Genomic DNA, 23,070 nt, shown 5'->3' with positions numbered 1-23,070 from the left:
CGACGCTCCATGGGTGGAAAAGCCGCGGTAAGCATGATGAGCTTGGCGGGTGGCGAGAAATCTGATCCTGTCAGGAGGCCCGTTCCACGACTTCGCCGCCACGTCGGCAGCGCTCGCGGGAGTGCTGGCCGAGGTGGGGGTCGAGTCGGAGATCACCGAGGACATCGCGGGCGCGCTGAGCGAGCCGTCGGAGGTCCAGCTCATCACCGTCAACGCGCTGCGCTGGCAGATGGACCACGACCGCTTCGCCGACCTGCGTGACGAGTGGCGCTTCGCCTTACCGGCGCAGGCCCGCACCACGCTCCTCGATCACCTCGACCGGGGCGGCGGGCTGCTGTGCATGCACTCGGCGTCGATCTGCTTCGACGACTGGCAGGGCTGGCCGCGCGTCCTGGGCGGCTGCTGGACCTGGCCCAAGTCCCACCATCCCCCGCTGGGGTGGACCGGCGTGCGGGTGCACGGCGATCACCCGGTGGTCGAGGGACTGCGGGACTTCGACGTGGTGGACGAGGTCTACAGCGACCTCGACATCCTGCCGGACGTCGAGCCGCTGGCGTCCTCGAACGGCCAGCCGCTGGTCTGGGCGCGGCCGGTGCGGCGCGGCCGGGTGTTCTATGACGCGCTGGGCCACGACACCAGGTCGTACGACAACGAGGTGCACCGCGCGATGCTCCAGCGGGCCGCGCTGTGGCTGCTGAAGCGGCCCGTCACCATCACGGAGTGAACGACCAGCCGCTCCAGCGGGTCACGTCCACGAGGATCACGGGGCCGCCGGGCCGGTGCTCGCGATACTGGCCGTACTTGGCCGCCAGCGCGTCGAGCGCCGGCTCGCGCTCCGGCCCCTCCTCGACGACTGTGGCCAGGCCGTCGGCGCGGGCCCACCACAGCCGGGCCCAGTCGTCCTCGTAGTGGTCGGCCAGCAGGCTGACCCGCGGGTTCTCCCGGATGTTGCGCACCCGTCTCAGGTCGGTGGTGGTCTTCGGCTTGTGATCGATCGCGGTCACCACCCGGTCCGCGACCACGGCGAAGGTGACGGGCACCAGGTGGGGTGTCCCGTCGCCGCTCGCCGTGGCCAGCCGCGCCACCCGCTCGCCCCGGAACCTCGCGCGGGCCCGCTCGCCGTCCATGCGCCCATTCTCACCGCCGGCGGATCGGTCCGGAACTTACAAGACCGCATGTCGCCGACGTGGGCACGATGAGTTCATGAACGTGAACCTTTCCGCGATCCCCGGCTTCCTCGCCGGGCACGCACGAGTACTGGACCGCCGCCGCTACGACCTGCTCATGGGCGACGGCGACGCCGCCTCCGCGCTGGGCGCGCTGGAGGCCTACCGCAACCCCGACGGCGGCTACGGCTGGGGCCTGGAGCCGGACCTGCGCTCACCCGAGAGCCAGCCGGGGGCCGCGCTGCACGCCTTCGAGGTGTTCGCGGACGTCGCCCCCGTGACCTCGCCCCGGGCCGCGGCGCTGTGCGACTGGCTGGACTCGGTCACGCTGCCGGACGGCGGGGTGCCGTTCTCGCTGCCGCTCACCGTCGGCGAGGCCACCGCGCCCTGGTGGGCGGGCGGCGACGCGGACACCTCGTCCCTGCAGATCACCTCGATCTCGGCGGCCGCCGCCCACCGCGTCGCGGCCCACGACCCGGCCGTCGCCGCGCATCCGTGGCTGGAGCGGGCCACGCGCTACTGCCTCGACGCGATCCAGGAGCTCGACAAGGCGCCGCACGCGTACGTGCTGGCGTTCGCGGTGCGCTTCCTCGACGCCGTGTACGACACCCAGCCCAGGGCGGCCGACCTGCTCAAGCGGCTGGCCGCGCACATCCCCGCGGACGGGCGGGTGCCGGTCGAGGGCGGCACCGAGTTCGAGACGCTGCGGCCGCTGGACTTCGCGCCCCACCCGGGCGGGCCGGCCCGCGACCTCTTCGAGCCGGACGTGATCGCGGCGGACCTCGTACGGCTGGCGGGGCAGCAGAAGGACGACGGCGGATGGGAAGTGGACTACGCGCGCATCTCCCCGGCCGGTGCGCTCGACTGGCGCGGGGCCGTCACCGTGAACAACCTCGCACTGCTGCGCGAGAACGGCCTCGTCTAGGGGGACAGGCGGCGGGCCGACTCCGACTCCTGGGCCATGCGGCGCAGCGCCTCGAAAGCCTTGCCGTACAGGACGGTGCCGAGCACCAGGGCCTCCACTGCGGCGTCGCGCGGGCCGTCGAAGGGGATGGTGTTCATCTCGACCTCGGAGACGAGCTTCTGCGCGATCTCGACGTACGGCTTCAGGTCGACGGGCAGGCCGAGCTGGCGCATCCGGACGATCGTCTGGGCCAGCTCGTCCCGGGCGGGGGCGGTCGGCGTGACGTCCCAGCCCTGGCCGGCGACGAGGCGGTCCACCTCGTCGCGGGCGATCTGCCACTCCTCGCCGGGCTCGGGCTCGACCGTGGCGCTCAGGGCATAGTGGGCGGTGCCGAGGAGCAGGTGCACGGGGAGCGACTCGTCCTCGACGGCCTCGATGATCTTCTTGATCGAGGCGACGGGGAGCCGGCCCACTTCGAGCAGGGCTCGGATCAGGCGGAGTCTGCGCAGGTGGGACTCGTCGTACTCGGCTCTGGTCGCGGCTGTCTGCTCGCCCGGGTGCAGCAGGCACTCGCGGAGGTAGTACTTGATCGTCGGGATGGCCACACCGGACTTGGCACTGAGTTCGGAGATGCGCATCGCTAGATAATAGCGCTATCCAGAGCGGGCGAGGTGCCGGGCGGCGCTGAGGAGCTCGTGGACGTCCGTCTGGCGGTTCCAGAGGAAGACCACCTCCAGCGGCGGCACGTCTTCTTTTATAGGGACAAATGCGAGTGTGTCGGGGATGGTGGTGCCCTCGTGGACGCACAGCGCGTAGCCCGCGCCTTCCTCCACCATGTTGATGACCAGGTCGTGCGTGGCCGCGGCCGGGCCGAGGCGGGGGTGGAGGCGGTGCCGTACGAACCCCTCCAGGAAGCGGCGGGCCCCGGCGACCGCGTCGGACTCCGGCATCACCAGCGGCTCGCCCGCCAGGTCCGCCAGCGACAGTGCCTCGTACGACGCCAGGGGGTGATCGCGGTGGAGCAGCGCGCGCACCGGGAAACGGTGGACCAGCATGCGGGCCACGCCCCTGGGCAGCGAGCCCGGCGCGTAGCCGAGCCCGGCCTGCAGGGTGCCGTCCGCGATGGAGACGATCTGCTCGGCCGTCCCCATGGGGGCCACGCGCAGGTTGGAGGTCTGGAGCTGGGAGAGCAGCCGGGCCACCACGTCCGCCAGCCCGTCGGCCACGCCCAGGCGCGCGGTCGTGACCCTGTTCCTGGCGGCGGCCACGGCGCGGTCGAAGGCGTCGACCGCCACGGTGGCCTGGGCCAGGAAGGCCTCGCCCGCCTCGGTCAACTGCACGCCGCTGGACGACCGGCTGAACAGCTCGACGCCGATCTCCTTCTCCAGGGCTCTGAGCTGCTCCGACAGCGTGGGCTGTGCGATGTGCAGCGCGGTGGCGGCGCGGCGGAGACTGCCCGCGCGGGCGATCGCCATCGCGTACCGGACGTAACGTAGATCCATCCCTCACCTCAGCGTGATGATGGGCTTATCGGTTGATCACTCCTCCGTATTACAAGAGGACCTGCCTCCCGTGAAGATATTCAGTTATCCACTGGTGGCGACATTTCCGGATTGGATGTGGTTGCCGAGCAAGCGCTTGTCTCGGCCGTCGGCGCGGGCTAGCGTGCGTCCTACAGAGCGGGCCGACGGCGAGGGAGCGCCGTCGCCTGGACTGAGGAGCGCCGGGAGCGGAGCGACCAGAGCGACGAGGGAAGGCGACGGCTTGAAGCGACCGAGCCCGCCTCACGGAGTGAGGCCATCAACACAGCAGCCGTTCGGGGGGTTGGCGGCGGTGGCCGGGGTCGGGATGACGGCGCTGACCAGGGAGTCCGGGCGGAGCGAGCTGGAGCTGGCGGTCGAGGCGTGCCGGGCGGCGTGCGCGGACGCGGGCATCGGGCCGCGTGACGTGGACGCGGTGCTCAGCTACCACCTGAACGACTCCGCCCCCGTCGTCCAGGTCGCGCGGGCCCTGGGCATCGAGCGGCTCGGGTGGCACAACGACATCGCCGGGGGAGGCACGCAGGCGGCGTCGATCCTGGGCGACGCGGCGATGCTCATACACGCCGGGTTGGCGCGAAATATCGTGGTCTATCGGGCGCTCAACGGCCGCTCCGGCAAGCGCATGAACACCGTCTCCACCGGCCCTCAGGAGGGTTTCACGTACGGGCTGGCGGGCCCGATCCCGCTGTTCGCTCTGGCCGCGACCCGCTACCTGCACGACACGGGCCTCACGGAGGAGCACCTGCACGCGGTCGTCGCCCAGTCCAGGGAGAACGCCAAGGCCAACCCCCGGGCCCTGCGCCGCGAACCCCTGGAGCTCGCCGACTACCTCGCCCGGCCGTACGTGAGCACCCCCCTCCGCACGGTCGACTGCTGCCAGGAGACCGACGGGGCCTGCGCCCTCGTGGTCAGCGGCGTGCTCGAGGGGCCGCGCGTGCGGGCGGTCGTCCGCGGGGGAGGCCCCGGCTGCTCGTCGATGGACCGCGCCCCGGACGTCACCGCGATCTTCTCGGCGTACGTGGCGCCCATGCTCTGGGAGGCGTCCGGGCTGCGGCCGTCGGACGTGGACGTGGCACTGCCGTACGACGCCTACTCGTGGCTCGTGCCCCGGCAGCTGGAGGACTTCGGGCTGGTCGAGCGCGCGGATCTGGGGCCGTACCTGCTGGAGCGCCGGCACGCCTGGGTGAACCCGCACGGCGGGCTGCTCTCGGAGGGCTACGTGCACGGCCTGAACAACGTGGCCCAGGCCGTCAGGGAGCTGCGTGAGGGGCGTGAGGTGGCCCTCGTGACGGGGTTCGGGGGCAGCTACGGGAGCGCCGCCCTGCTCGTACGGTGAAAAATCGGCTGAAATGCTGATGAGGCCTCCGACATGTACGGGGTGATCCGATCCCGACGACCGAGGAGGCCGACCATGGGGACCGCCCGTGGATGACGACCGGAAAACCCGGTTCGAGGCCGTTTACCAGCAGACGTACGAGCACATACTCGGCTACGCCATGCGCCGCTGCGACTCGCCGGAGGACGCGGCGGACGTGGTCGCCGAGACGTTCGCGATCGCCTGGCGCCGCATGGACGCGCTGCCGCCGGGCGGCGCGTCCAGATTGTGGCTGTACGGGGTGGCCAGGAACGTGCTGGCCAACCACCGCCGCGGCCAGGCCAGGCACCGCAACCACAGCATGGAGCTCGACGCCGACCTCGCCGACCTGTACGCGCACTCGCCCGAGACCAGCGTCGAGCTGGGCGCGATCGCGCGGGCGTTCGAGCAGTTGTCCGAGGAAGACCGGGAGCTGATCTCGCTGGTGGCCTGGGAGGGCCTGGACCGGGCCCAGATCGCCACCGTGCTCGGCTGCTCGCGCAACGCCGTCCGCATCCGCCTCCACCGGGCGCGCAAGCGCTTCTCCAAGGCGCTGGCCGCGGCGGGCGTGACCGTCAACTACCTGATCATGGAGTCCGCGTGAACGAGTTGCAGCACCTCGCCAGGGTCCGCGACGAGGATCTGGCGGCCCAGGCGTCCGGCGCGGGGGCGCGGGCGCTCCTCTCCTCGATCACCTCCGAGGCGCCCGCCGCCGAGCCCGCCCGCCGCCGGACCCCTCGGTGGCGTACCCGCCTGGCCGTGGGCGCCGTGGCCGTCACCGGGCTCGCCGCGGCCGCCGTGATCGCCCCCGCCGTCCTCGGCGCGCGCGGCCCCGCCACCTCCTACGCCAGCTCCGCCATCGACATCGAGCTGCGCGGCGACATGTACGTGGCCACCATCAAGGACCCGTTCGCCGACTACGCCAAGTACACCGAGGGCTTCAAGGCCGTGGGCCTGAATGTGAACCTGGAGGTCGTGCCGGTGTCTCCCACCCAGGTGGGCCAGATCACGGGCATGCGGCTGAGCGGTCGGCTGGCGCCCAACGGCGAGTCCATCACCAACGGCACGTCGCCCGAGGGCTGCGCGTTCGGCAGTGCGGGCTGCGCGATGACCGTCGAGGTGGCCCGCGGCTGGACCGGCTGGGCCTCGGTCCGGCTGGGGCGGGCGGCGCGGCCGGGGGAGAGGTACCAGAACTGGCGCTCGGCCATGAAGAAGGGCGAGATGCTGGCGGGCTACCGCGCTGACGGGAAGACCGTGGGCGAGGTCATGGCCGAGGTTCGCCGGCGCGGCCTCGAGGCGGTCTTCCAGATCATCACCCCCGCGCCGGACAACGACGGCTACGGGGTGGACCCGAAGCAGCAGTCGGCCAGGGTCGGCGACGACTGGATGGTCTGGGAGGTCCAGTCGGAGAAGGCCGGAGTCGTGCGCCTGATGGTGACCAAGGAACGGCTGCCGAAGAACCCCGTCTACGGCGACACGAAGATCCTGGACGAGTAGCCGGGATCAGGTGGTGAAGGCGGCGTGCCGGGCCCGTGCCTCGGCCTCCGGGAGCAGGTCCCGGGCCGCCAGCCAGGCCGCCGCCCCCGCCGGGTCCCCCGCCGTGACGGCGTCTGCCAGGAGGTCGTGGACCGCTCGCTGGACCGGGCCCTCCGACGTGAGCACGCCGCCTGCGAGCACGATGGGCAGGCCCGGCTCGTGCACCTGGGCCGCGGTGCCCGCCAGCCGGGCCGCGGCCTCGGCGACGAGGGCCCGCGCTTCCGGGTCGCCCGCCTCGGCGGCCCGGCTGACGAGGGGCGCCAGCTCGGCGAGCGCCAGCGGCGGCCGGGCGTGCACCGCCGCCGCGAGCTGCGCGACCGGATCCTCGCCCACGCCTTCGGGCAGCAACTGCCGGACGACGAGCTCCACCAGCAACCCGCCCCCGGCGCTTCGAGCGGTGAGGGCGGTGAGGGCGGTGAGGGCGCGGACGGTGGCGCGGGCGGCGGCGTGGCCGAGCCAGAAGCCCGAGCCCTCGTCCCCGAGCAGCCACCCGTACCCGTCGGCGGTCGCCGTCTGCTCGTGATCGGTAATTTTTGCCGCGATCGCCCCCGTCCCCGAAATCAGGACGGTGCCCGACGGCGAGGAGGTGCCGGCCGCGAACGCGGTCACGGTGTCACCGACGACCCGTACCGGCAGGCCCTGGGGGAGGAGCGGGCGCAGGACGCGCCCGGCCAGCTCCCGGCACGCCCCGGGATTCCCCGCCAGCCCCAGCACCACTGCGCTGACGTGCGCTAACGAGGATGATGCCGCCTCCTGGACGGCGGCGGTCAGGTGCGCGCAGGCCCGGTCCATGCCGAGCGTCACCGGGTTGGCGCCGGGCGCGTGCCCTCGTCCCACCGGCGCCCCGTCCACCGTGAACAGCGCGGCCCGCGACGAGGTGCCGCCCGCGTCGACCCCGAGTACCAGCATGTCAAAAATTATTGCCCAAATGCCTTGACGGCGCCAGATCCTGGTCATAATTTTCATCGCGTGGAACTACTCAACCGCATCGAGGCCGAGCAGCGCGACATGCCCGAGGCGCTGCGCAAGGTGGCCGAGGTGATCCTGGCCGCGCCCGCCGAGGCCGCCCGGCTGACCATCGTCGACCTGGCCGAGCGGAGCGGGACGTCCACGGCGACCATCACGCGCTTCTGCCGCGCCCTCGGCTTCACCGGGTACGCCGAGCTGCGCGTGGCCGTCGCCACCGAGACCGGCCGCAAGGCCCAGCAGACCTGGCACACCGACATCGGCCAGGAGATCCTCCCCGACGACAGCCTCGACAAGGTGCTCGGCGTCGTGTCCGGCAACGACATCCGCCTGATCCAGGAGACCGCCGACCAGCTCGACCTGGCCGTGGTGGACAAGGCCGCCCAGGCGGTGGCCAGGGCCGGGCGGGTGCTGCTGTTCGGCGTGTCGAGCAGCGCGGCGGTGGCCAGCGAGATGGAGTACCGGCTGCAGCGCATGCGCGTACCGACCTGGAGCAGGTCCGACGCGCACAGCGCGCTGACGGACGCCGCGCTGCTCGGACAGGGCGACGTGGCGATCGGGATCTCGCACAGCGGCCGGACGCGCGAGGTCATCGAGGTGCTCGCGGAGGCGAGCAGCCACGGCGCGATCACCGTGGCCGTCACCTCGCAGCCGCGCTCCCCGCTGGCCGAGGTGGCCGAGCTGGTGCTGACCACGGCCAGCCGCGCGACGAGCTTCAGGTCGGAGGGGTTCGCCGCGATCCACTCGCAACTCCTGGTGCTCGACGTCGTGTACGTGTCGGTGGCCCAACGCACGTACGAGCGCACCAGGCAGGCATTCGACGTGACTGTCCGGGCGGTGGCCGGACATCGGCTCCCGGAAGGGGATTTATGACAGTAGATCCAGCAAAGTTCGCTCAGCACATCGCCGACCTCGTCCGGACGATCCCGGAAGATCCGGAGATCGCCCGAGCCGCCGGCCTCTTCACCAAGGCGGTGAGCGCGGGCGGCGTCATCCAGGCGTTCGGCTCCGGCCACTCGGAGGCCGTCGCGATGGAGATCGCCGGCCGCGCCGGCGGCCTCGTGCCCACCAGCAAGCTCGCGCTCAGGGACCTCGTCCTGTACGGCGACGCCCCCCGCTCCGAGCTGGACCGCTACGACCTCGAACGCGACCCGTCCGTCGCCCGCGCCATTCTCGACCTGGCGCCCGTCCACCCCGGCGACCTGTTCGTCATCATCTCCAACTCGGGCGTCAACGGCGTGGTCGTCGAGCTGGCCACGCTCGTCAAGCAGCGCGGTCACGACCTGATCGCGATCACCTCGCGCGCCCACGGCGAAGCCGTCGCGTCCCGCCACCCCTCGGGCCGCAAGCTCCTCGACCTGGCCGACGTCGTCCTGGACAACCGGGCGCCCTACGGCGACGCCGTGCTCCCCCTGCCCGACGCGGGCGCCTCCGTCGGAGCCGTCTCCACCATCACCTCGGCGCTGCTGGCCCAGCTCGTCGTGGCCCAGACCGTACGCAACCTGCTCGAAGCGGGCGAGGTGCCGCCGGTCTACCTGTCGGCCAACGTCCCCGAGGGTGACGCCCACAACCTCAAGCTGGAGGCGCTGTACGCCGGTCGCATCCGGCGCGGCGCCTGAGTCCTCCGCAAGCTGTCACGAGCTCTGTTCGGCATGCCCGGAATCCGGGGCCGGACCTCGCAAGGAGAACCCCCCATGTACCGAAATATCGGAAAAGTTGTCCTCTCCTTAGCTCTCCCTCTCGTCCTCGTCGTCGTGGCCCTGGTCACCCCGGCCAGCGCCCAGCAGTCCGTACGCCTCCAGTACCGCACCAGCGCCCCTGGAGCCACCACCGCCCAGGCCGAGCCCTGGCTCCAGCTCTTCAACGACGGCACCACCACGATCCCGCTCAACCAGGTCAAGATCCGCTACTACCTGACCGGTGCGGAGACCTACCGCTTCGCCTGCTCCTGGGCCGTGGTGGGCTGCTCGACGGTGACCGGGCAGTTCGTCCGCCAGTCGGGCGCCGACCAGTACCTGGAGGTCGGCTTCACCTCCGGCAGCCTGGCCCCCGGCGCGAACACCGGCGACCTGCAACTGCGCTTCTACCGCGCGGACTGGCAGACGTTCACGCAGAGCGACGACTACTCCTACGGATCCAACACCGCCTACACGAACTGGGACAAGGTCACCGTCCACGTCAACGGCCAGCTCGCGTGGGGGCGGCCGAACGGCACCGAGCCCACCCCCACTCCCACGCCCACGGTCCCCCCGACGGGCTCGGCGGGGGTGCTGTTCGACGACTTCACGTACACGGGGTCGAGCGACCCGCGCCTCGCCCAGCGCGGCTGGACGGTGCGCTCCAGCTCCGGCGGCCCCGGCGTGCCCGGCGCCACCTGGTCGCCCTCGGCGGTCTCGTTCCCCGGCGGCCTGCTGACACTCGACTCCGCCACGGACGGCACCGCCGCCGGCACCGTCCAGACCGAGCTGTCCACCGCGAACCGCAAGTTCTTCGAGGGCACCTACGCCGCCCGCGTCCGCTTCAGCGACGCCCCGGCCAGTGGCCCCGACGGCGAGCACGTGGTGCAGACGTTCTTCACCATCACCCCGCTGCGCTACAACCTGGACCCCGACTACGGCGAGCTCGACTTCGAGTACCTGCCGAACGGCGGCTGGGGCGAGCCGTCCAACATCCTCTACACCACCAGCTGGGAGACCTACCAGGCCGACCCGTGGCAGGCCGTCAACACCCACACCGAGGAGCGCGCGAGCTTCGCCGGCTGGCACGACCTCGTGATCCAGGTCTCCGGCGGCCGGATCAGGTACTACGTGGACGGCCGCCTGTTCGCCGACCACGGTGACATCTACTATCCCGAGACGCCCATGTGGATCATGTTCAACCAGTGGTTCATCGATCTTCAGGCCGCCACGGGGACGCGTACGTACCGGCAGCAGGTGGACTGGCTCTACTACAGCAAGAACGAGGTCGTCCCGCCCGCCGACGTCACCGGCCGCGTCGCCTCCCTGCGCGCCGTCGGCACCGCCTTCACGGACACCGTCCCCAACCCGTGACAAGGATCGCCATGAAGAACCGCATCCTGGCCCTGGCGGCCGTGTTCGCGGTGGCCGCGTGCGGCGCCGCCGAGGAGCCCAAGACGTCCACGGGCCCCGCCAGGCTGACCGTCTGGATCATGGACGGCAGCGTCACGCAGGACCTGCTGAAGAAGTTCGAGACCGAGTACGAGGCGGCGCACAAGGGCGTGGACCTCGACATCCAGATCCAGGCGTGGGACGGCATCGGCGAGCGCGTCACCGCGGCACTGGCCAGCACCGACGCCCCCGACGTGATCGAGGTGGGCAACACCCAGGTCGCCCAGTACTCGGCCAGCGGCGGCGTCACGGACCTGACCGGCAAGGTCGCCGAGCTCAAGGGCGAGGACTGGCTGCCGGGCCTGGCCCAGCCGGGCAAGGTCGACGGCAAGCAGTACGGGATCCCCTGGTACGCCGCCAACCGCGTGGTCGTCTACAACAAGGACCTGTTCGCCGGGGCCGGCATCAAGGAGCCGCCGAAAACGCGGGATGAATGGCTAAATATCACCGCAAAACTAAATAAAAACGGAAATCAGGGCATTTATCTGACCGGGCAGACCTGGTACGCCCTGGCCGGCTTCATCTGGGACGAGGGCGGCGACCTGGCCGTCCAGGAGGGCGGCAAGTGGAAGGGCGCCCTCGACACCCCGCAGGCCCTGGCCGGCATGGACTTCTACCAGCGCCTCCAGGCCCTCGGCAAGGGCCCCAAGGACGCCGACGAGGCCAACCCGCCCCAGCACGAGGTCTTCGCCCAGGGCAAGGTGGCCCAGATCATCGCCGTCCCCGGCATCGCCGCCCGCGTCCTGGAGGTGGACCCCAAGCTGAAGGACAAGATGGGCTTCTTCACCATCCCGGGCAAGACGGCCGACAGGCCCGGCACCGTCTTCACGGGCGGCTCCGACCTGATCGTCCCGGCCGCGTCCAAGCGCCAGGAGGCGGCGTACGAGCTGGTCAGAGCCCTGTCCGGGGAGCAGTTCCAGACCGAGCTGGCCAAGACGATGAGCTTCGTGCCCAACCGCACCTCGCTGGCCGGCGTGCTGGACGGCGACGAGGGCACCGCGGCCATGGCGAAGGGCGCCGCGGGCGGCCGCGCCACCCCGAACACCCCCAACTGGGCCGCCGTCGAGGCCACCTCCGTGATCAAGCAGTACATGACCGCCGTGCTCACCGGCGCCGACCCCGCGACGGAGGCGAAGAAGGTCTCGGAGTCCATCACCACGACCCTGAACAGCGGGTCCTGAATGCGCGGCACCAGGAGCCCGTGGCCCTACCTGCTCATCGCGCCCACGGTGGCGGGCGGGGCCTTCCTCCTGCTCTACCCGATGCTCAAGGCCGCGGTGATCTCCTTCCAGCACTTCCGCATGGGGGAGCTGATCAGGGGCGGCGCGGCCTTCGCCGGTCTGGACAACTACGCCGAGCTGCTGGCCGGCGAGGAGTTCTGGCGGGTGCTGTGGCGCACGCTGGGGTGGACCGCGATCAACGTGGTGCTGATCGTGGTCCTGTCCACCGGCGTGGCGCTGATGCTCGCCCGCCTGCGCCGCGGGCTGCGCCTGGCCCTGATGAGCGCCCTCGCCCTGGCCTGGGCCACCCCGATCATCGCCGCCACGACGGTGTTCCAGTGGCTGTTCCAGTCGGAGCTCGGCGTGGTGAACTGGCTGCTGGTCGCGCTCGGGTTCGACTCCTTCCGCGGCTACCCGTGGTTCGCCGACGGCACGGCCACGTTCGCCGTGCTCGTGGTCCTCGTCGTGTGGCAGTCGGTGCCGTTCGCCGCGCTCACCCTCTACGCCGGGCTGACCACCATCCCGGTGGAGCTGTACGAGTCCGCCCGGATCGACGGCGGCACCGGCCGGCAGGTCTTCTGGAAGGTCACCCTGCCGATGCTGCGGCAGCTGTTCGCCCTGGTCGCCTCGCTGGAGGTGATCTGGGTGGCCAAGTGCTTCCCGCAGATCTGGGTGCTCAGCCAGGGCGGCCCGGACGGCGCCACGACCACCCTTCCGGTGTACGCGTTCAAGATCGCCCGGGTGCTGCACCGGTACGACCTGGGCTCGGCGGTCGCCATGCTCACCGTCGTCATCCTCGCCGTCGCCCTGGTCAGCAACCTGCGAAGGATGGTCCGCCAGTGAAGAGGCTGACGCTCAACGTGGCCGCGGTCGTCGTGCTCGTGATGACGATCTTCCCGGTCTACTGGATGTTCCTGACCGCGTTCAAGCCGACCGGGGAGATCCAGGCGGCCACGCCGACGTTCTGGCCGGCGCACCCGACCCTGGAGCACTTCGTGACGGCGGTGAACGCGCCGGGGTTCTGGACCTACTGGCGCAACAGCCTCGTCGTCACCGTGGTCGCGGTGCTGGTCGCGCTGGTGACGGCGCTGCTGGCGGCGTTCGCGGTGGCCAGGATGCGCTGGCGGGGGAGAGGGGCGTTCGTGATCGCGGTGTTCGCGGCGCAGATGGCGCCGTGGGAGGCGCTGCTGGTGCCGGTGTTCATCATCGCCAGGGACACCGAGTTGCTGGACTCGCTGGCGATGCTGACCGGCGTCTACTTCATGATCACGTTGCCGTTCACGATCGTGACGCTGCGCGGGTTCCTGGCCGCGATCCCGCCGGAGCTGGAGGAGGCGGCGCAGGTGGACGGGTGCGGCCGCCTGGCCGCCTTCCGCCGGGTGGTGTTCCCGCTGCTGGCGCCCGGGCTGATGGCGACGTCGCTGTTCGGGTTCATCACGGCGTGGAACGAGTTCGCGTTCGTGAACGTGCTGATCATCAAGGACCAGGACAAGCGCACGCTGCCGGTGTGGCTGTCGTCGTTCCGCGACGTCTTCGGCACGGACTGGGGCGCCACGATGGCCGCCGCCAGCCTGTTCGCGCTGCCCGCGCTGCTGCTCTTCCTGTTCCTGCAGCGCCGGGTGGGCACCGGGATGACGGCGGGGGCCGTCAAGGGCTGACGGCGGTGAACGCGGCGTGCAGGGCCTTCGCGTCCGCCTCCGGGAGCAGGTCCCGGGCCGCCAGCCAGGCCGCCGCGCCCGCCGCGTCCCCCGCGGTCGTGACGTTCTTGCCCGCCAGGAGCTTCACCACCGCCTGGCGTACCGGACCCTCGCTGGTGAGCACGCTTCCGGCGAGCACCACCGGACCGGACACGTGTACACGTCCGAGCGTGGCGACCAGGCGCTCGGCGGCCTCCCGCGTGACCTTGAGCGCCGCCTCGTCGCCTGCCTCGGCCGCCTGGCTGACCAGCGAGGACAGCGCGGCCAGGCGCATGTGGTCGGCCTGCGCCAGCCGTACGATGCGATCGGCGACGGCACGCGGCGCGGCGGGCCGCTCGTCGCCGAGGAAGTGCTCGACCACGAGCTCGGCCAACGCGCCGGTGGGCGGCGCGCCGCGGTCGAGGGCGCCGACCACCTCCTTGACGGCCTGGCGGCCGATCCAGAAGCCCGACCCCTCATCACCCAGCAGCCAGCCCAGCCCGTCGGCGATGGCGTCGAGCCGGAAGTCCACGATCCTGGCCGCCACCGCCCCCGTGCCCGACAGCAGCAGCGAGCCGTCGGGCTCCGGCGAGCCCGCGGTGTAGGCGATCGGCGTGTCGCCCATGTAGCGCGGCCCCTCCGCGATGCCGTGCCCGGCCCAGACCTTCGCCAGCTCGGGCACCATCTCCGCCACGTGCCCCGCCACCCCGGTCAGCGACGCCACGACCCGCCGGCCGTCATGCGCCCCCAGCGCCTCATCGAGCGCGGCGGCCACGTTGGCCACCGCCTTGCCCAGCCCGTGAGCAGTGGGATTGCCCGCGCCGGCCCGGGCGTAGCCGACCCTGGTGCCGTCGAGCGCGTGGACGGCGACCCGCGTGGACGTGGCCCCGGCGTCGACACCGACCACTAGCGATTCAGTCACGGTCCGAGTCTGGGGGTTGACGCGGACCGGAAGCAAGAATAATTTTCGCCAGAAGACCGGGTATTCGGAAGGAATATTCGTGACTTCAGGAGCGCTTGGGCGCGTCGAAACAGAACTACCCGGTTTGCCGGAAGCTTTGCGCAGAGTCGGCGAGGTGATTCTCGGCGATCCTGCGGAGGCGGCGCGTTCGACCATCATCGCGCTCGCCGAGCGGGCCGGCAGCTCGCCGGCGACCGTGACGAGGTTCTGCCGGGCGTTCGGCTTCTCGGGGTACGCCGAGCTGCGCGTCGCGCTCGCCACCGAGACCGGCCGGGCCGCGCAGGCGGGGTGGGGAGCGGGCGTCGGCCACGAGATCGGCCCCGACGACCCGCTCGACTCGGCCATCGAGGTGATGGCCGCCGCCGACGCCAGGCTCATCCAGGACACCGCCGCGCAGCTCGACCTCGACGTCGTCGCCAAGGTGGCCGACGCGATCGTGGCCGCGCCGCGCGTGCTCCTGGTCGGCGTCTCCACCAGCGGCAACGTCGCCGCCATGTTCGAGGGCCGGCTGCGCCGCATCGGCGTCCCCGGCTGGAGCGCCGGCGACGCGCACGTGGCCCTGTCGGAGGCGGCCCTGCTCAAGGAGGGTGACGTGGCCATCGGCATCAGCCACCGGGGCCGCACCCGCGAGGTCATGGAGGCGCTGGCCGAGGCCGGCAGCCACGGCGCGCTGACGGTCGCGGTCACCTCCTTCGCCCGCTCGCCGCTGGCCGAGCTGGCAGACCTGGTGCTGACCACGGCCAGCAGGGAGACCACGTTCCGGCTCGGCGGGCTGGCCGCCGTCCATTCGCAGCTGTTCGTGCTGGACGCCGTGTACGTGGCGGTGGCCCAGCGCACCTACGAACGCACCAACGAGGCGTTCGAGCGCACGATCAGCGCCGTGGAGAGCCATCGGGTGGAGAGAGGCTGAATGACGTACGCAACCGAGGTCCTCGATCTGGCACGCCAGGTCACGGAGAGCCAGGCCGAGCCGGTTCGGGAGGCGGCCGCGCTGATCGTGGCCTCGATCCGGGCGGGCGGCGTGGTCAACGCGTTCGGCTCGGGGCACTCCGAGGCCATCGCCATGGAGATCGCCGGACGGGCCGGCGGCCTCGTCCCCAGCAACCGCCTCTCACCCAGGGACCTCGTCCTGTACGGAGGCCACGCGCCCGGCGTGCTGACCTCCGAGCTGGAGCGCGACCCGGCCATCGCGCACGAGATCTACGACCTGGCGCCGGTGGCGCCGCAGGACGTGTTCGTGCTGATCTCCAGCTCCGGCGTGAACGGCACGGTCGTCGAGCTGGCCACGCTCGTCAAGGAGCGCGGGCACCCGCTGATCGCGCTCACCTCGGTCAAGCACAGCACTCAGATGACCTCGCGCCACCCGTCGGGCCGCAAGCTGCTCGACCTGGCCGACGTCGTGCTGGACAACGGGGCGCCGTACGGCGACGCCATCCTCGAGCTGCCCGGCGGCGGCACGTACGGAGCCGTGTCCACGGTCACCTCCGCGCTGCTCGCGCAGATGGTGGTCACCCGGGCGGTGGACGAGCTCGTGGCCATGGGCGAGACGCCCCCGATCTACATGTCGGTCAACGTGACCGGCGGCGACGAGCACAACAAGGCGCTGGAGAGCCGCTACGCAGGCCGTATCCGACGCGGATCATAGACAAGTCAGGAGCAGTCATATGCCCAACACCCCCCATATCAGCCGGCGTGAACTCCTTCGCGGCGCCGCACTCGTACCCGTGGCGGGAGCGCTGGCCGCCTGCGCCACGCCGGCCGCCAAGCCCACCGCGTCGTCCTCGGCGGCGCCGGTCGCGACCAGCGCGGCCAACCCGTTCGGCATGGCGGACAACAAGCCGCTGGAGGTGTGGATCTTCGACGGCGGCTTCGGCCAGGACTACGCCAAGAACATCCACCAGCCGCTCTTCAAGAGCAAGCACCCGAACATCGAGATCAAGCACAACGCGACCAAGGAGATCACCAAGGTCCTCCAGCCGCGCTTCGCCGGCGGCAACCCGCCGGACGTGATCGACAACTCCGGCGCCAACGCCATGGACTTCGGCGCGCTCGCCCAGGACGGCCAGCTCCAGGACCTCACCCCGCTGCTCGACGCGCCCAGCTGGGACGACCCTAACACCAAGGTCCGCGACACCATCGACCAGGCCGTCATCGACCTCGGCACGTACGACGGCACCTTCAGCGTGCTCGGCTACGTGAACTACATCTTCGGCATCTGGTACTCGCAGAAAGCCTTCCGCGACAACGGCTGGGAGGCCCCGAAGACCTGGGACGAGTTCCTCAAGCTCTGCGAGACCATCAAGAAGTCCGGCAAGATGGCGCCCTTCACCTACGCCGGGAAGTTCCCGCAGTACCTGTACGAGCCGCTGCTCACCATGGCCGCCAAGATCGGCGGCGCCGAGGTGCTCGTCAACATCGACAACCTCGAGGACGGCGCCTGGAAGAGCGACGCCATGAAGACCTCGGCCACCGCCTGGGCGGAGATCGGCGCGAAGTACCTCATGGAGGGCACCGCCGGCCTCGACCACGTGCAGACCCAGACGGCCCAGAACAAGTACAAGGTCGCCATGCTGCCCTCCGGCTCCTGGCTGGAGAACGAGCAGAAGACGACCACCCCGGCCGACTTCGAGTACGGGATGTTCCCGATCCCCGACTTCGGCAGCTCCGACAAGCTGCCGTCCGGCACCCTGCACAGCCAGCCGAGCGAGAACTTCATCGTGCCCTCCAAGTCCCCCAACCCGCAGGGCGGCATGGAGTACCTGCGGGCCATGCTGTCGAAGAAGGCGGCGGGCGACTTCAGCGAGATGGTCAAGACGGTCTCCGTGGTCAAGGGCGCGGGCGAGGGACGGCAGCTGTCGCCGGGCGCCGAGAGCGCGACCAAGGCGTTCGCCGCCGCGGGCACGAACGTCGTCTACTACCGCTGGCAGACCTGGTACGCCCAGCTCAAGGACGAGGCCATCGCCGCCACCGGCGAGCTGATGACCGGCGGGCTCAAGCCGGACGCCTACCTCGAGCGCCTGCAGAAGAAGGCCGACGAGATCAAGAACGACTCCTCGATCAAGAAGTACAAGCGCTGATGATGTTCAACAGGTATCGCCGCGGGCTGTTCATCACGTCGTTCCTGGCAGCCCCGGTGATCCTCTACCTGGTCTACGTGATCTCGCCGTACATCCAGGCGTTCTACATCGCGATGACCGACTGGCGCGGCGTGACGGCCACGCCCAGGTTCATCGGCCTGGACAACTTCAAGCGGCTCTTCGGCGACGGCACGTTCTGGAAGGCCGTCACGCACAACGGCGCGCTGCTCGTGCTGCTGCCGCTGATCACGATCGTCATCGCCCTGTTCTTCGCCTTCCTCCTCAACGTGGGCGGCGCGCAGGGCACGTCGGGGATCCGCGGGTCGAAGTTCTACCGCGTGGTGTTCTTCTTCCCGCAGGTCCTGGCCGTCACGGTGGTGGCGGTGCTGTTCCAGCAGGTGTTCCGGCCGGACGGCAGCGGCATGCTGAACGGCCCTCTGATGGCGCTCGGGGTCAGGCCGATCGGCTTCCTGTCCGATCCCGATGTGGCGTTCTGGTCGGTGCTGGGCGTCATGGTGTGGCAGGCGGTCGGTTTCTACGTGGTGCTCTTCTCCGCCGGCCTGGCCTCCATCCCCAGGGACATGTTCGAGGCCGCGCAGATCGACGGGGCCGGCCGGGTGAGCCTGTTCTTCCGCATCACGCTGCCGCTGCTCTGGGACACCGTCCAGGTGGCCTGGGTCTATCTGGGGATCGTGGCGCTGGACGTGTTCGCGATCGTCTGGGTGATGACCGACCAGCACGGCGGCCCCGACTGGTCGACCACGGTCATGGCCGCCGAGATCTACCGCAACGCGTTCCAGTACTTCCGCTTCGGCTACGCCTCCGCGCTGGGCGTGATCATGTTCCTCTTCACCGTCGGCTTCGCGATCCTCTCGCTGCGCCTCTCGCGGCGCGAACGAATCGAGTACTGATGACAACGACGATCTCGTGGACGGCGGCGAACTCCCGCAAGCTCGCCCGCCAGGAGCGCAGGCGCCGGCTCGGCCCGCTGGGCGTGCTGACGCATGTCGCGCTGCTGGTCTGGGCGCTGCTGGTGATCGTGCCGATCCTGTGGACGTTCCTGGCCTCGGTCAAGAGCGAGGACGAGATCTTCGGTGACGCCTGGTCGCTGCCGGCCACGCTGCACTGGGACAACTTCGCCAGGGCCTGGGAACAGGCGCACATCGGGCAGTACATGCTCAACAGCGTCATCGTCGTGGCGTTCAGCACGTTCGGGACGATGCTCATCGGGTCGATGGCGGCGTACGTGCTGGCGCGTTATCCCTTTCGCGGCAACCGGGCGATCTACCTGCTCTTCGTCTCGGGTCTGGCCTTTCCCGTCTACCTGGCCCTGACCCCGCTCTTCTTCGTCGTCCAGAACATGGGCAACGTGCCGCTCATCGGCCCCTTCATCGGCCTGAACACGCACGCGGGCCTGGTCCTGGTCTACATCGCGTACTCGATGCCGTTCACGGTCTTCTTCCTGTCGGCGTTCTTCCGCACGCTGCCCACGGCGGTGGGGGAGGCGGCGATGGTGGACGGCGCGTCGCACACCCGCGTCTTCTTCCAGATCATGCTGCCGATGGCCAAGCCGGGCATCATCAGCATCACGATCTTCAACATCCTGGGCCAGTGGAACCAGTACCAGCTGCCCCTGGTGCTGCTGCAGGAGCGCGACAAGTGGGTCCTCCCCATGGGCATCGCCGACATCTCCACCGCCGCCGGATACGACCAGGACTGGTCGGCCCTCTTCGCCGCCCTGACCCTGGCGATCCTGCCGATGCTGGCGGTCTACACGGTCTTCCAACGTCAGATCCAGAGCGGCCTGACCTCTGGAGCCCTCAAGTAGCGGGGGCTTAGGCTGCGGGGTGTGACTGGCGAAATCCGCGCGCTGCTGGCCCGCCATCTCCCCGACTATCGGGTGCGCTCCATCGATCGGCTGGGCCAGGGCCTCGACAACACGGTGTACGAGGTCAACAACGAATTACTGGTACGGCGTAACAAGGCGACGACCCCCGAGGAGAACCGCCAGGAGGTCGCCCGCCTGGCGGCCGTCAGGGAGCTGTCCCCGCTACCGGTCCCCGAGGTGGTCTTCGCCGACGACGAGTCGGGGGCGATCGCGTACAGCAAGCTCCCGGGCGAGCCCCTCAACCGGCACCCCGCCGCCGACCCCCGCCTCCTGGCCCAGCCCCTGGCCGAGTTCCTCAGCGCCCTGCACGGCGCCTCTCCTGACAGGATGCGCGACCTCGCACCGCTGGACACCTACCCGGCGCTGACCCTCCTCCAGGACGCCGAGCTCGACTACCGCGACGTCGAGGCCCACGTCCCGGAGGAACAGCGCCACCTGGTGGAGCGCTTCCTCCGGGAACCGCCGCCGGACGAGGCCGGCGAGCTCCGCTTCTGCCACAACGACCTGGGCACCGAGCACCTGCTGGCGGACGCGGCCACCAGCACGATCACCGGCGTCATCGACTGGACCGACGCCGCCCTCACCGACCCGGCCCACGACTTCGCCCTGATCTACCGCGACCTGGGGCCGGAGATCTTCGAGCTGACGGTGTCGCACTACGCCTTCGCCCTGGACGAGGCGGACCGCGCCCGGGTCCTCTTCTACGCGAGATGCGCACTCATCGAGGACCTGGCGTACGGCCTGAGCACGGGCCCCCACCACTACGCCGAAGCCGCCCTGACCCACCTGGCCTGGACCTTCGGCTAGGTCAAGCAAGCGCCACCCACCCGTCGCCCGATTCCGGGGTGGGCCTGCTGGAGCCCGCCCCGAGCGGTCCTCGCTTCGCTCGTCCCGGGACGCGCGCCTGGCGGCGCGCACGGTCTTCGCCTGGGGCGCTTCGCGCTCAGAGAGCTCAGGCGTTGCCCCCCAGTCGGGCCTGGTCCCGACTCCTGGAGGCCTTCGCTCCGCGAAGACGTCCTTATCCAGGCGCAGGCTTCGCCCGCGCCTGCCTTCAGAAATCCTTGGAAGAGCAGCCCTGAAGACGCGGATGCCGAAGAGCGGCATCTCGCTGGGCGCCGGGTGAGCAGGAGCTCCCTGCGGAGATTCAAGGGCACCGGCTTGCCAAGGTGACAGCGGAGGGTAAAATCTCAGACACCAAGAGCTACGATCGCGGTGTGAGGAGCTGCCGGTCATGGTGCGCCCGATGCCTACACTGGACGTCGTGTCGGCCCCCGTGCCTCTTCGCGGCTCTGCGGCGGCAGTCGCCTATCTGCTGGCGACCGCCCGGGCGACCGGCACGCGTGTGAGCCGCACCAAGCTCTCCCATCTCCTCTATCTGGCTGACCTCCGCGCAGTCGAGCGGGGATTGCCCGCCGGCTCCGGCCTCGAATGGCGTTGGAACCCCAGCGGTCCTCACAGCTTCCGTCTGGTCGAGGTCGAGCGTGACCTTCGTGAGGCGGGCGTGATCATCCTTGATGAGAGTGCGGATCCTTACGCCGGTCGTCGTGAGTGGACCATTCACCTGGTCGATGTTCCTTGGACGGTGGTGAGCGTCGAGTTCGCCATGATCATGCAGGCCGTTCTGGCCGACTACGGGCGACTTTCACCAGGCCAGTTGTGTGACCTCACGTGCCAGACGCTTCCCATGAGGGAGGCGAGTAGACAGCGTCGGGCCGACGCGCGACTTGACCTTGCTGGAGGGCCACCTCTGCCCGACCTGGGCTCCGGACTGGCTTCGCTCCGCCGGTGGGCCGAGCGCAATCCGCTGCCCGAAGACGAGCCTGGTGGTATCGAGGATCTCGCGGAAGAGATCCGGCACCTCGCAGAGCATCGGGCGGAGGCGATCAGCCGCCTCTTGGAGGAGTAGGTGCCGGGGCCCTACATCGTCGGAGGCGTCTATCTCGTCACCGACAAGACGCTTCGTCTCATCCCTGAAGAAGCACGAGTGGTCCACGACGAGCGACGTCCCGTGGTGGTCGTCACCGGAGCTCAGTCCAACAGCGATCCTGAATGGCCGTTCATTCTCGCTTGTCCCATCTCTGGCTCCACGTCGCGCCGGACGCGGTTCGACGTGCAACTCGCCAAAGGCCAGGGTGGAGCTGTCAAGAAATGCTGGATCAGGATCCCCGCCGTGCAGCCCTTACCGAAGTACGCCCTCGAAGACCGCACCGGCGTGCTGGACGAAGACCTGTTGACCCAGGTTCAAGGCCGGCTCGCTCAGTATCTTGGCCTGCTCAACTGACACATCGGCACGTGGCCGAAGACGGCGCCTTGCGGCGCGCACGGTCTTCGCCTGGGGCGCTTCGCGCTCAGAGAGCTCAGGCGTCTCCCCCCAGTCGGGCCTGGTCCCGACCCCTGGAGGTTTTCGCTCCGCGAAGAGGGCCTTATCCAGGCGCAGGCTTCGCCCGCGCGTTCCAGTCGTCCAGCGCGTCCTCGGCTCACATGGACCTGGCCACCACATCAGGGTCAATAGCCTCAGGCGCGGCGCGGAAGGACAGGTACGTCGTTCGGAAAACCAGCATCAGAATGTGTTCTGATTTATTCTGGCGGTGTGAGTACCAGCCCTGCCGACGCTGTCACCTTCTCCGACCTGTCCAGGAATCCTCGCGCCGTCGCTGAACGTGCGGCGCGGCTGGGTCGTGTGCGCGTCACCCACCGTGACGCCCCGGACTTCTATCTGACCACAGCCGACCGTGCGGAGCAGCGGGAGCAGACTCTGGCTACGGCGTCACGTCTGTTCCTCGCCTTGATCAAGCACGACCCCACCGCGCGCACACTGGTCATCGCCATGCCCGAGGTCTTTCCCTGGGTTCGCCACCTCACGGTGGACGAACTGCGCGCCTTCACCCTCGAACTGGTCGAGGCGCTTTCCGACGCTGCTGAGCTGGAAGTCGACACCACGACGCAGGAGGTCATCGCCGGGTGGCGGGCAACAGCCCGCATCAAGGCGGACCCCGTCTGCTACGCCGAGGCCCGCAAGGCCACCAAGGGTGATTTCGGGCCGGTTGAGGTTTCGGCGTGAGCCCGAAGCGCGGCGACCGAGTAACGGTGCCGCCCACGGATGATGAATGGGACGTGCGGTTCGGTGCAGGCGAAGCCGTCAGAGGCTGGGAAGAGTTGTGCCGGCACGCCCTCGCCAACACCCGCCGATGCTTCGAGACATTGCGAAGTGACCCACGCTCACGCGCTAATTACGAGCGTCAACACCGCCTGCGCGGCGACCTCGCGACTCATCGCCACAATGGCCAGGACCTAGAGCTATGGGAATTCGAAGTCACTAGTGGCGGGCGTGTCCGCTATGCCATAGATGACGTCACCCGCACTGTCTGGATCGTGTATGCGTCCCCCCGGCACCCCAAAGACACAGACACCTGACCAGTTCCAAGCGGCAGCGGCTGGGCTGGGAACGTCGGTCTGCGTCGCTTGGGGCGCGAAAACAGTTCGCGATGAGCCCTGCGTCGGCTCATTCCACTTCCTCCAGGTGGCGCTCGGCAGGCGGCACCCCCGCCGTGGACAAGGACGGCGCCGACCTGCTGGATGAGCAGATCGGGGGAGTGCATAGGGGCCTTGGCCAGGGCCAAGCGCTGAAAGCGCGCTCCCCGTCCGTCGATGGT

The 23,070-nt window shown here is 70.0% G+C and carries 25 protein-coding genes; 20 read left to right on the top strand and 5 right to left on the bottom strand.

The features are described 5' to 3' along the window. Window positions 1–49 precede the first annotated feature (49 nt). The gene (locus ACWDRB_RS19315) at window positions 50–724 is read left to right on the top strand and encodes a ThuA domain-containing protein (RefSeq protein WP_363967822.1); all 675 of its coding nucleotides are present in this window, start codon (window positions 50–52) and stop codon (window positions 722–724) included. Here ACWDRB_RS19315 and ACWDRB_RS19310 read toward each other — a convergent pair. Further along, window positions 714–1,127, bottom strand: a complete 414-nt coding sequence (locus tag ACWDRB_RS19310) for a TIGR03668 family PPOX class F420-dependent oxidoreductase (RefSeq protein ID WP_449895500.1) — start codon at window positions 1,125–1,127, stop codon at window positions 714–716. The genes ACWDRB_RS19315 and ACWDRB_RS19310 overlap by 11 nt on opposite strands. A gap of 76 nt (window positions 1,128–1,203) precedes the next feature. Between ACWDRB_RS19310 and ACWDRB_RS19305 the strand changes: the two genes are divergently transcribed. Next, window positions 1,204–2,091: a hypothetical protein gene (locus tag ACWDRB_RS19305; protein WP_449895498.1), complete on the top strand. Its 888-nt coding sequence runs from the start codon at window positions 1,204–1,206 to the stop codon at window positions 2,089–2,091. Here ACWDRB_RS19305 and ACWDRB_RS19300 read toward each other — a convergent pair. Both ACWDRB_RS19300 and ACWDRB_RS19295 read right to left on the bottom strand, forming a co-directional pair. Then, window positions 2,088–2,708 carry a MerR family transcriptional regulator gene (locus ACWDRB_RS19300; protein ID WP_449895496.1) on the bottom strand — a complete coding sequence of 207 codons (621 nt, stop codon included), beginning with the start codon at window positions 2,706–2,708 and terminating at the stop codon, window positions 2,088–2,090. The two genes, ACWDRB_RS19305 and ACWDRB_RS19300, sit on opposite strands and share 4 nt — an antisense overlap. Before the next feature lie 15 nt (window positions 2,709–2,723). Then, window positions 2,724–3,572 carry a LysR family transcriptional regulator gene (locus ACWDRB_RS19295; protein ID WP_363967814.1) on the bottom strand — a complete coding sequence of 283 codons (849 nt, stop codon included), beginning with the start codon at window positions 3,570–3,572 and terminating at the stop codon, window positions 2,724–2,726. A 346-nt stretch (window positions 3,573–3,918) separates the two neighbouring features. Between ACWDRB_RS19295 and ACWDRB_RS19290 the strand changes: the two genes are divergently transcribed. From ACWDRB_RS19290 to ACWDRB_RS19280, 3 genes are all read left to right on the top strand, one after another. Beyond that, entirely contained in the window at window positions 3,919–4,947 is a 1,029-nt protein-coding gene (locus tag ACWDRB_RS19290; RefSeq protein WP_449895617.1) for a thiolase C-terminal domain-containing protein, read from the top strand. Between the two features lie 88 nt (window positions 4,948–5,035). Beyond that, a complete protein-coding gene (locus ACWDRB_RS19285) occupies window positions 5,036–5,569 on the top strand; it encodes an RNA polymerase sigma factor (protein WP_449895494.1) in 534 nt (177 codons plus the stop codon). After that, complete coding sequence (locus ACWDRB_RS19280; RefSeq protein WP_449895492.1) at window positions 5,566–6,462, top strand: hypothetical protein; 897 nt, start codon at window positions 5,566–5,568, stop codon at window positions 6,460–6,462. The genes ACWDRB_RS19285 and ACWDRB_RS19280 overlap by 4 nt, the downstream gene beginning before the upstream one ends. A 6-nt stretch (window positions 6,463–6,468) precedes the next feature. Here the strand turns inward: ACWDRB_RS19280 and ACWDRB_RS19275 are convergent, their stop codons facing one another. Then, entirely contained in the window at window positions 6,469–7,410 is a 942-nt protein-coding gene (locus ACWDRB_RS19275) for an N-acetylglucosamine kinase (protein ID WP_449895490.1), read from the bottom strand. Window positions 7,411–7,470: 60 nt separating this feature from the next. On the opposite strand from ACWDRB_RS19275, the gene ACWDRB_RS19270 reads away from it, so the two are divergent. The 6 genes from ACWDRB_RS19270 (at window position 7,471) to ACWDRB_RS19245 (ending at window position 13,473) form a co-directional block, all read left to right on the top strand. Further along, window positions 7,471–8,340 (top strand): MurR/RpiR family transcriptional regulator, encoded by an 870-nt coding sequence (locus ACWDRB_RS19270; protein ID WP_355201494.1) that lies wholly within the window; start codon window positions 7,471–7,473, stop codon window positions 8,338–8,340. After that, complete coding sequence (locus tag ACWDRB_RS19265) at window positions 8,337–9,086, top strand: SIS domain-containing protein (RefSeq protein ID WP_350724531.1); 750 nt, start codon at window positions 8,337–8,339, stop codon at window positions 9,084–9,086. The genes ACWDRB_RS19270 and ACWDRB_RS19265 overlap by 4 nt, the downstream gene beginning before the upstream one ends. A 75-nt stretch (window positions 9,087–9,161) precedes the next feature. Beyond that, window positions 9,162–10,517 (top strand): cellulose binding domain-containing protein, encoded by a 1,356-nt coding sequence (locus ACWDRB_RS19260; protein WP_449895487.1) that lies wholly within the window; start codon window positions 9,162–9,164, stop codon window positions 10,515–10,517. Window positions 10,518–10,528: 11 nt separating this feature from the next. Then, window positions 10,529–11,776: an extracellular solute-binding protein gene (locus ACWDRB_RS19255; protein WP_449895485.1), complete on the top strand. Its 1,248-nt coding sequence runs from the start codon at window positions 10,529–10,531 to the stop codon at window positions 11,774–11,776. After that, window positions 11,777–12,658 carry a carbohydrate ABC transporter permease gene (locus ACWDRB_RS19250; protein WP_363967799.1) on the top strand — a complete coding sequence of 294 codons (882 nt, stop codon included), beginning with the start codon at window positions 11,777–11,779 and terminating at the stop codon, window positions 12,656–12,658. Then, window positions 12,655–13,473: a carbohydrate ABC transporter permease gene (locus ACWDRB_RS19245; protein WP_449895483.1), complete on the top strand. Its 819-nt coding sequence runs from the start codon at window positions 12,655–12,657 to the stop codon at window positions 13,471–13,473. Before ACWDRB_RS19250 ends, ACWDRB_RS19245 begins: the two co-directional genes overlap by 4 nt. Here the strand turns inward: ACWDRB_RS19245 and ACWDRB_RS19240 are convergent. Continuing rightward, window positions 13,463–14,413 carry an N-acetylglucosamine kinase gene (locus ACWDRB_RS19240; RefSeq protein WP_449895481.1) on the bottom strand — a complete coding sequence of 317 codons (951 nt, stop codon included), beginning with the start codon at window positions 14,411–14,413 and terminating at the stop codon, window positions 13,463–13,465. The genes ACWDRB_RS19245 and ACWDRB_RS19240 overlap by 11 nt on opposite strands. A 79-nt stretch (window positions 14,414–14,492) precedes the next feature. Here ACWDRB_RS19240 and ACWDRB_RS19235 point away from each other — a divergent pair, with 79 nt between their 5' ends. From ACWDRB_RS19235 to ACWDRB_RS19195, 9 genes are all read left to right on the top strand, one after another. Then, complete coding sequence (locus ACWDRB_RS19235) at window positions 14,493–15,362, top strand: MurR/RpiR family transcriptional regulator (RefSeq protein WP_350724541.1); 870 nt, start codon at window positions 14,493–14,495, stop codon at window positions 15,360–15,362. Then, entirely contained in the window at window positions 15,363–16,097 is a 735-nt protein-coding gene (locus tag ACWDRB_RS19230; protein WP_350724543.1) for an SIS domain-containing protein, read from the top strand. Between the two features lie 19 nt (window positions 16,098–16,116). Then, a complete protein-coding gene (ngcE, locus tag ACWDRB_RS19225; protein WP_449895478.1) occupies window positions 16,117–17,529 on the top strand; it encodes an N-acetylglucosamine/diacetylchitobiose ABC transporter substrate-binding protein in 1,413 nt (470 codons plus the stop codon). Next, entirely contained in the window at window positions 17,529–18,440 is a 912-nt protein-coding gene (locus ACWDRB_RS19220; protein WP_449895476.1) for a carbohydrate ABC transporter permease, read from the top strand. Before ngcE ends, ACWDRB_RS19220 begins: the two co-directional genes overlap by 1 nt. Then, entirely contained in the window at window positions 18,440–19,357 is a 918-nt protein-coding gene (locus tag ACWDRB_RS19215; protein ID WP_449895474.1) for a carbohydrate ABC transporter permease, read from the top strand. Before ACWDRB_RS19220 ends, ACWDRB_RS19215 begins: the two co-directional genes overlap by 1 nt. A 21-nt stretch (window positions 19,358–19,378) precedes the next feature. Beyond that, complete coding sequence (locus ACWDRB_RS19210) at window positions 19,379–20,224, top strand: phosphotransferase family protein (RefSeq protein WP_397367564.1); 846 nt, start codon at window positions 19,379–19,381, stop codon at window positions 20,222–20,224. 436 nt (window positions 20,225–20,660) lie between these two features. Next, window positions 20,661–21,323 (top strand): hypothetical protein, encoded by a 663-nt coding sequence (locus ACWDRB_RS19205; RefSeq protein WP_449895472.1) that lies wholly within the window; start codon window positions 20,661–20,663, stop codon window positions 21,321–21,323. Beyond that, the gene (locus ACWDRB_RS19200) at window positions 21,324–21,698 is read left to right on the top strand and encodes a type II toxin-antitoxin system PemK/MazF family toxin (RefSeq protein WP_449895470.1); all 375 of its coding nucleotides are present in this window, start codon (window positions 21,324–21,326) and stop codon (window positions 21,696–21,698) included. Window positions 21,699–22,007: 309 nt separating this feature from the next. Continuing rightward, the gene (locus ACWDRB_RS19195; protein WP_449895468.1) at window positions 22,008–22,478 is read left to right on the top strand and encodes a hypothetical protein; all 471 of its coding nucleotides are present in this window, start codon (window positions 22,008–22,010) and stop codon (window positions 22,476–22,478) included. The last annotated feature ends 592 nt before the right edge of the window (window positions 22,479–23,070 follow it).

The organism is Nonomuraea sp. NPDC003707 (assembly GCF_053587055.1).
Note: the sequence above shows the minus strand (reverse complement) of the source record. Positions and strands in the feature narration are given on the sequence as shown.

Coding starts and splice junctions, on each gene's coding strand:
- ACWDRB_RS19230 (WP_350724543.1), top strand. CDS start 15,363: ATGACGTACGCAACCGAGGTCCTCGATCTGGCACGCCAGGTCACGGAG.
- ACWDRB_RS19220 (WP_449895476.1), top strand. CDS start 17,529: ATGATGTTCAACAGGTATCGCCGCGGGCTGTTCATCACGTCGTTCCTG.
- ACWDRB_RS19260 (WP_449895487.1), top strand. CDS start 9,162: ATGTACCGAAATATCGGAAAAGTTGTCCTCTCCTTAGCTCTCCCTCTC.
- ACWDRB_RS19310 (WP_449895500.1), bottom strand. CDS start 1,127: ATGGACGGCGAGCGGGCCCGCGCGAGGTTCCGGGGCGAGCGGGTGGCG.
- ACWDRB_RS19300 (WP_449895496.1), bottom strand. CDS start 2,708: ATGCGCATCTCCGAACTCAGTGCCAAGTCCGGTGTGGCCATCCCGACG.
- ACWDRB_RS19275 (WP_449895490.1), bottom strand. CDS start 7,410: ATGCTGGTACTCGGGGTCGACGCGGGCGGCACCTCGTCGCGGGCCGCG.
- ngcE (WP_449895478.1), top strand. CDS start 16,117: ATGCCCAACACCCCCCATATCAGCCGGCGTGAACTCCTTCGCGGCGCC.
- ACWDRB_RS19295 (WP_363967814.1), bottom strand. CDS start 3,572: ATGGATCTACGTTACGTCCGGTACGCGATGGCGATCGCCCGCGCGGGC.
- ACWDRB_RS19205 (WP_449895472.1), top strand. CDS start 20,661: ATGCCTACACTGGACGTCGTGTCGGCCCCCGTGCCTCTTCGCGGCTCT.
- ACWDRB_RS19305 (WP_449895498.1), top strand. CDS start 1,204: ATGAACGTGAACCTTTCCGCGATCCCCGGCTTCCTCGCCGGGCACGCA.
- ACWDRB_RS19250 (WP_363967799.1), top strand. CDS start 11,777: ATGCGCGGCACCAGGAGCCCGTGGCCCTACCTGCTCATCGCGCCCACG.
- ACWDRB_RS19215 (WP_449895474.1), top strand. CDS start 18,440: ATGACAACGACGATCTCGTGGACGGCGGCGAACTCCCGCAAGCTCGCC.
- ACWDRB_RS19265 (WP_350724531.1), top strand. CDS start 8,337: ATGACAGTAGATCCAGCAAAGTTCGCTCAGCACATCGCCGACCTCGTC.
- ACWDRB_RS19290 (WP_449895617.1), top strand. CDS start 3,919: ATGACGGCGCTGACCAGGGAGTCCGGGCGGAGCGAGCTGGAGCTGGCG.
- ACWDRB_RS19255 (WP_449895485.1), top strand. CDS start 10,529: ATGAAGAACCGCATCCTGGCCCTGGCGGCCGTGTTCGCGGTGGCCGCG.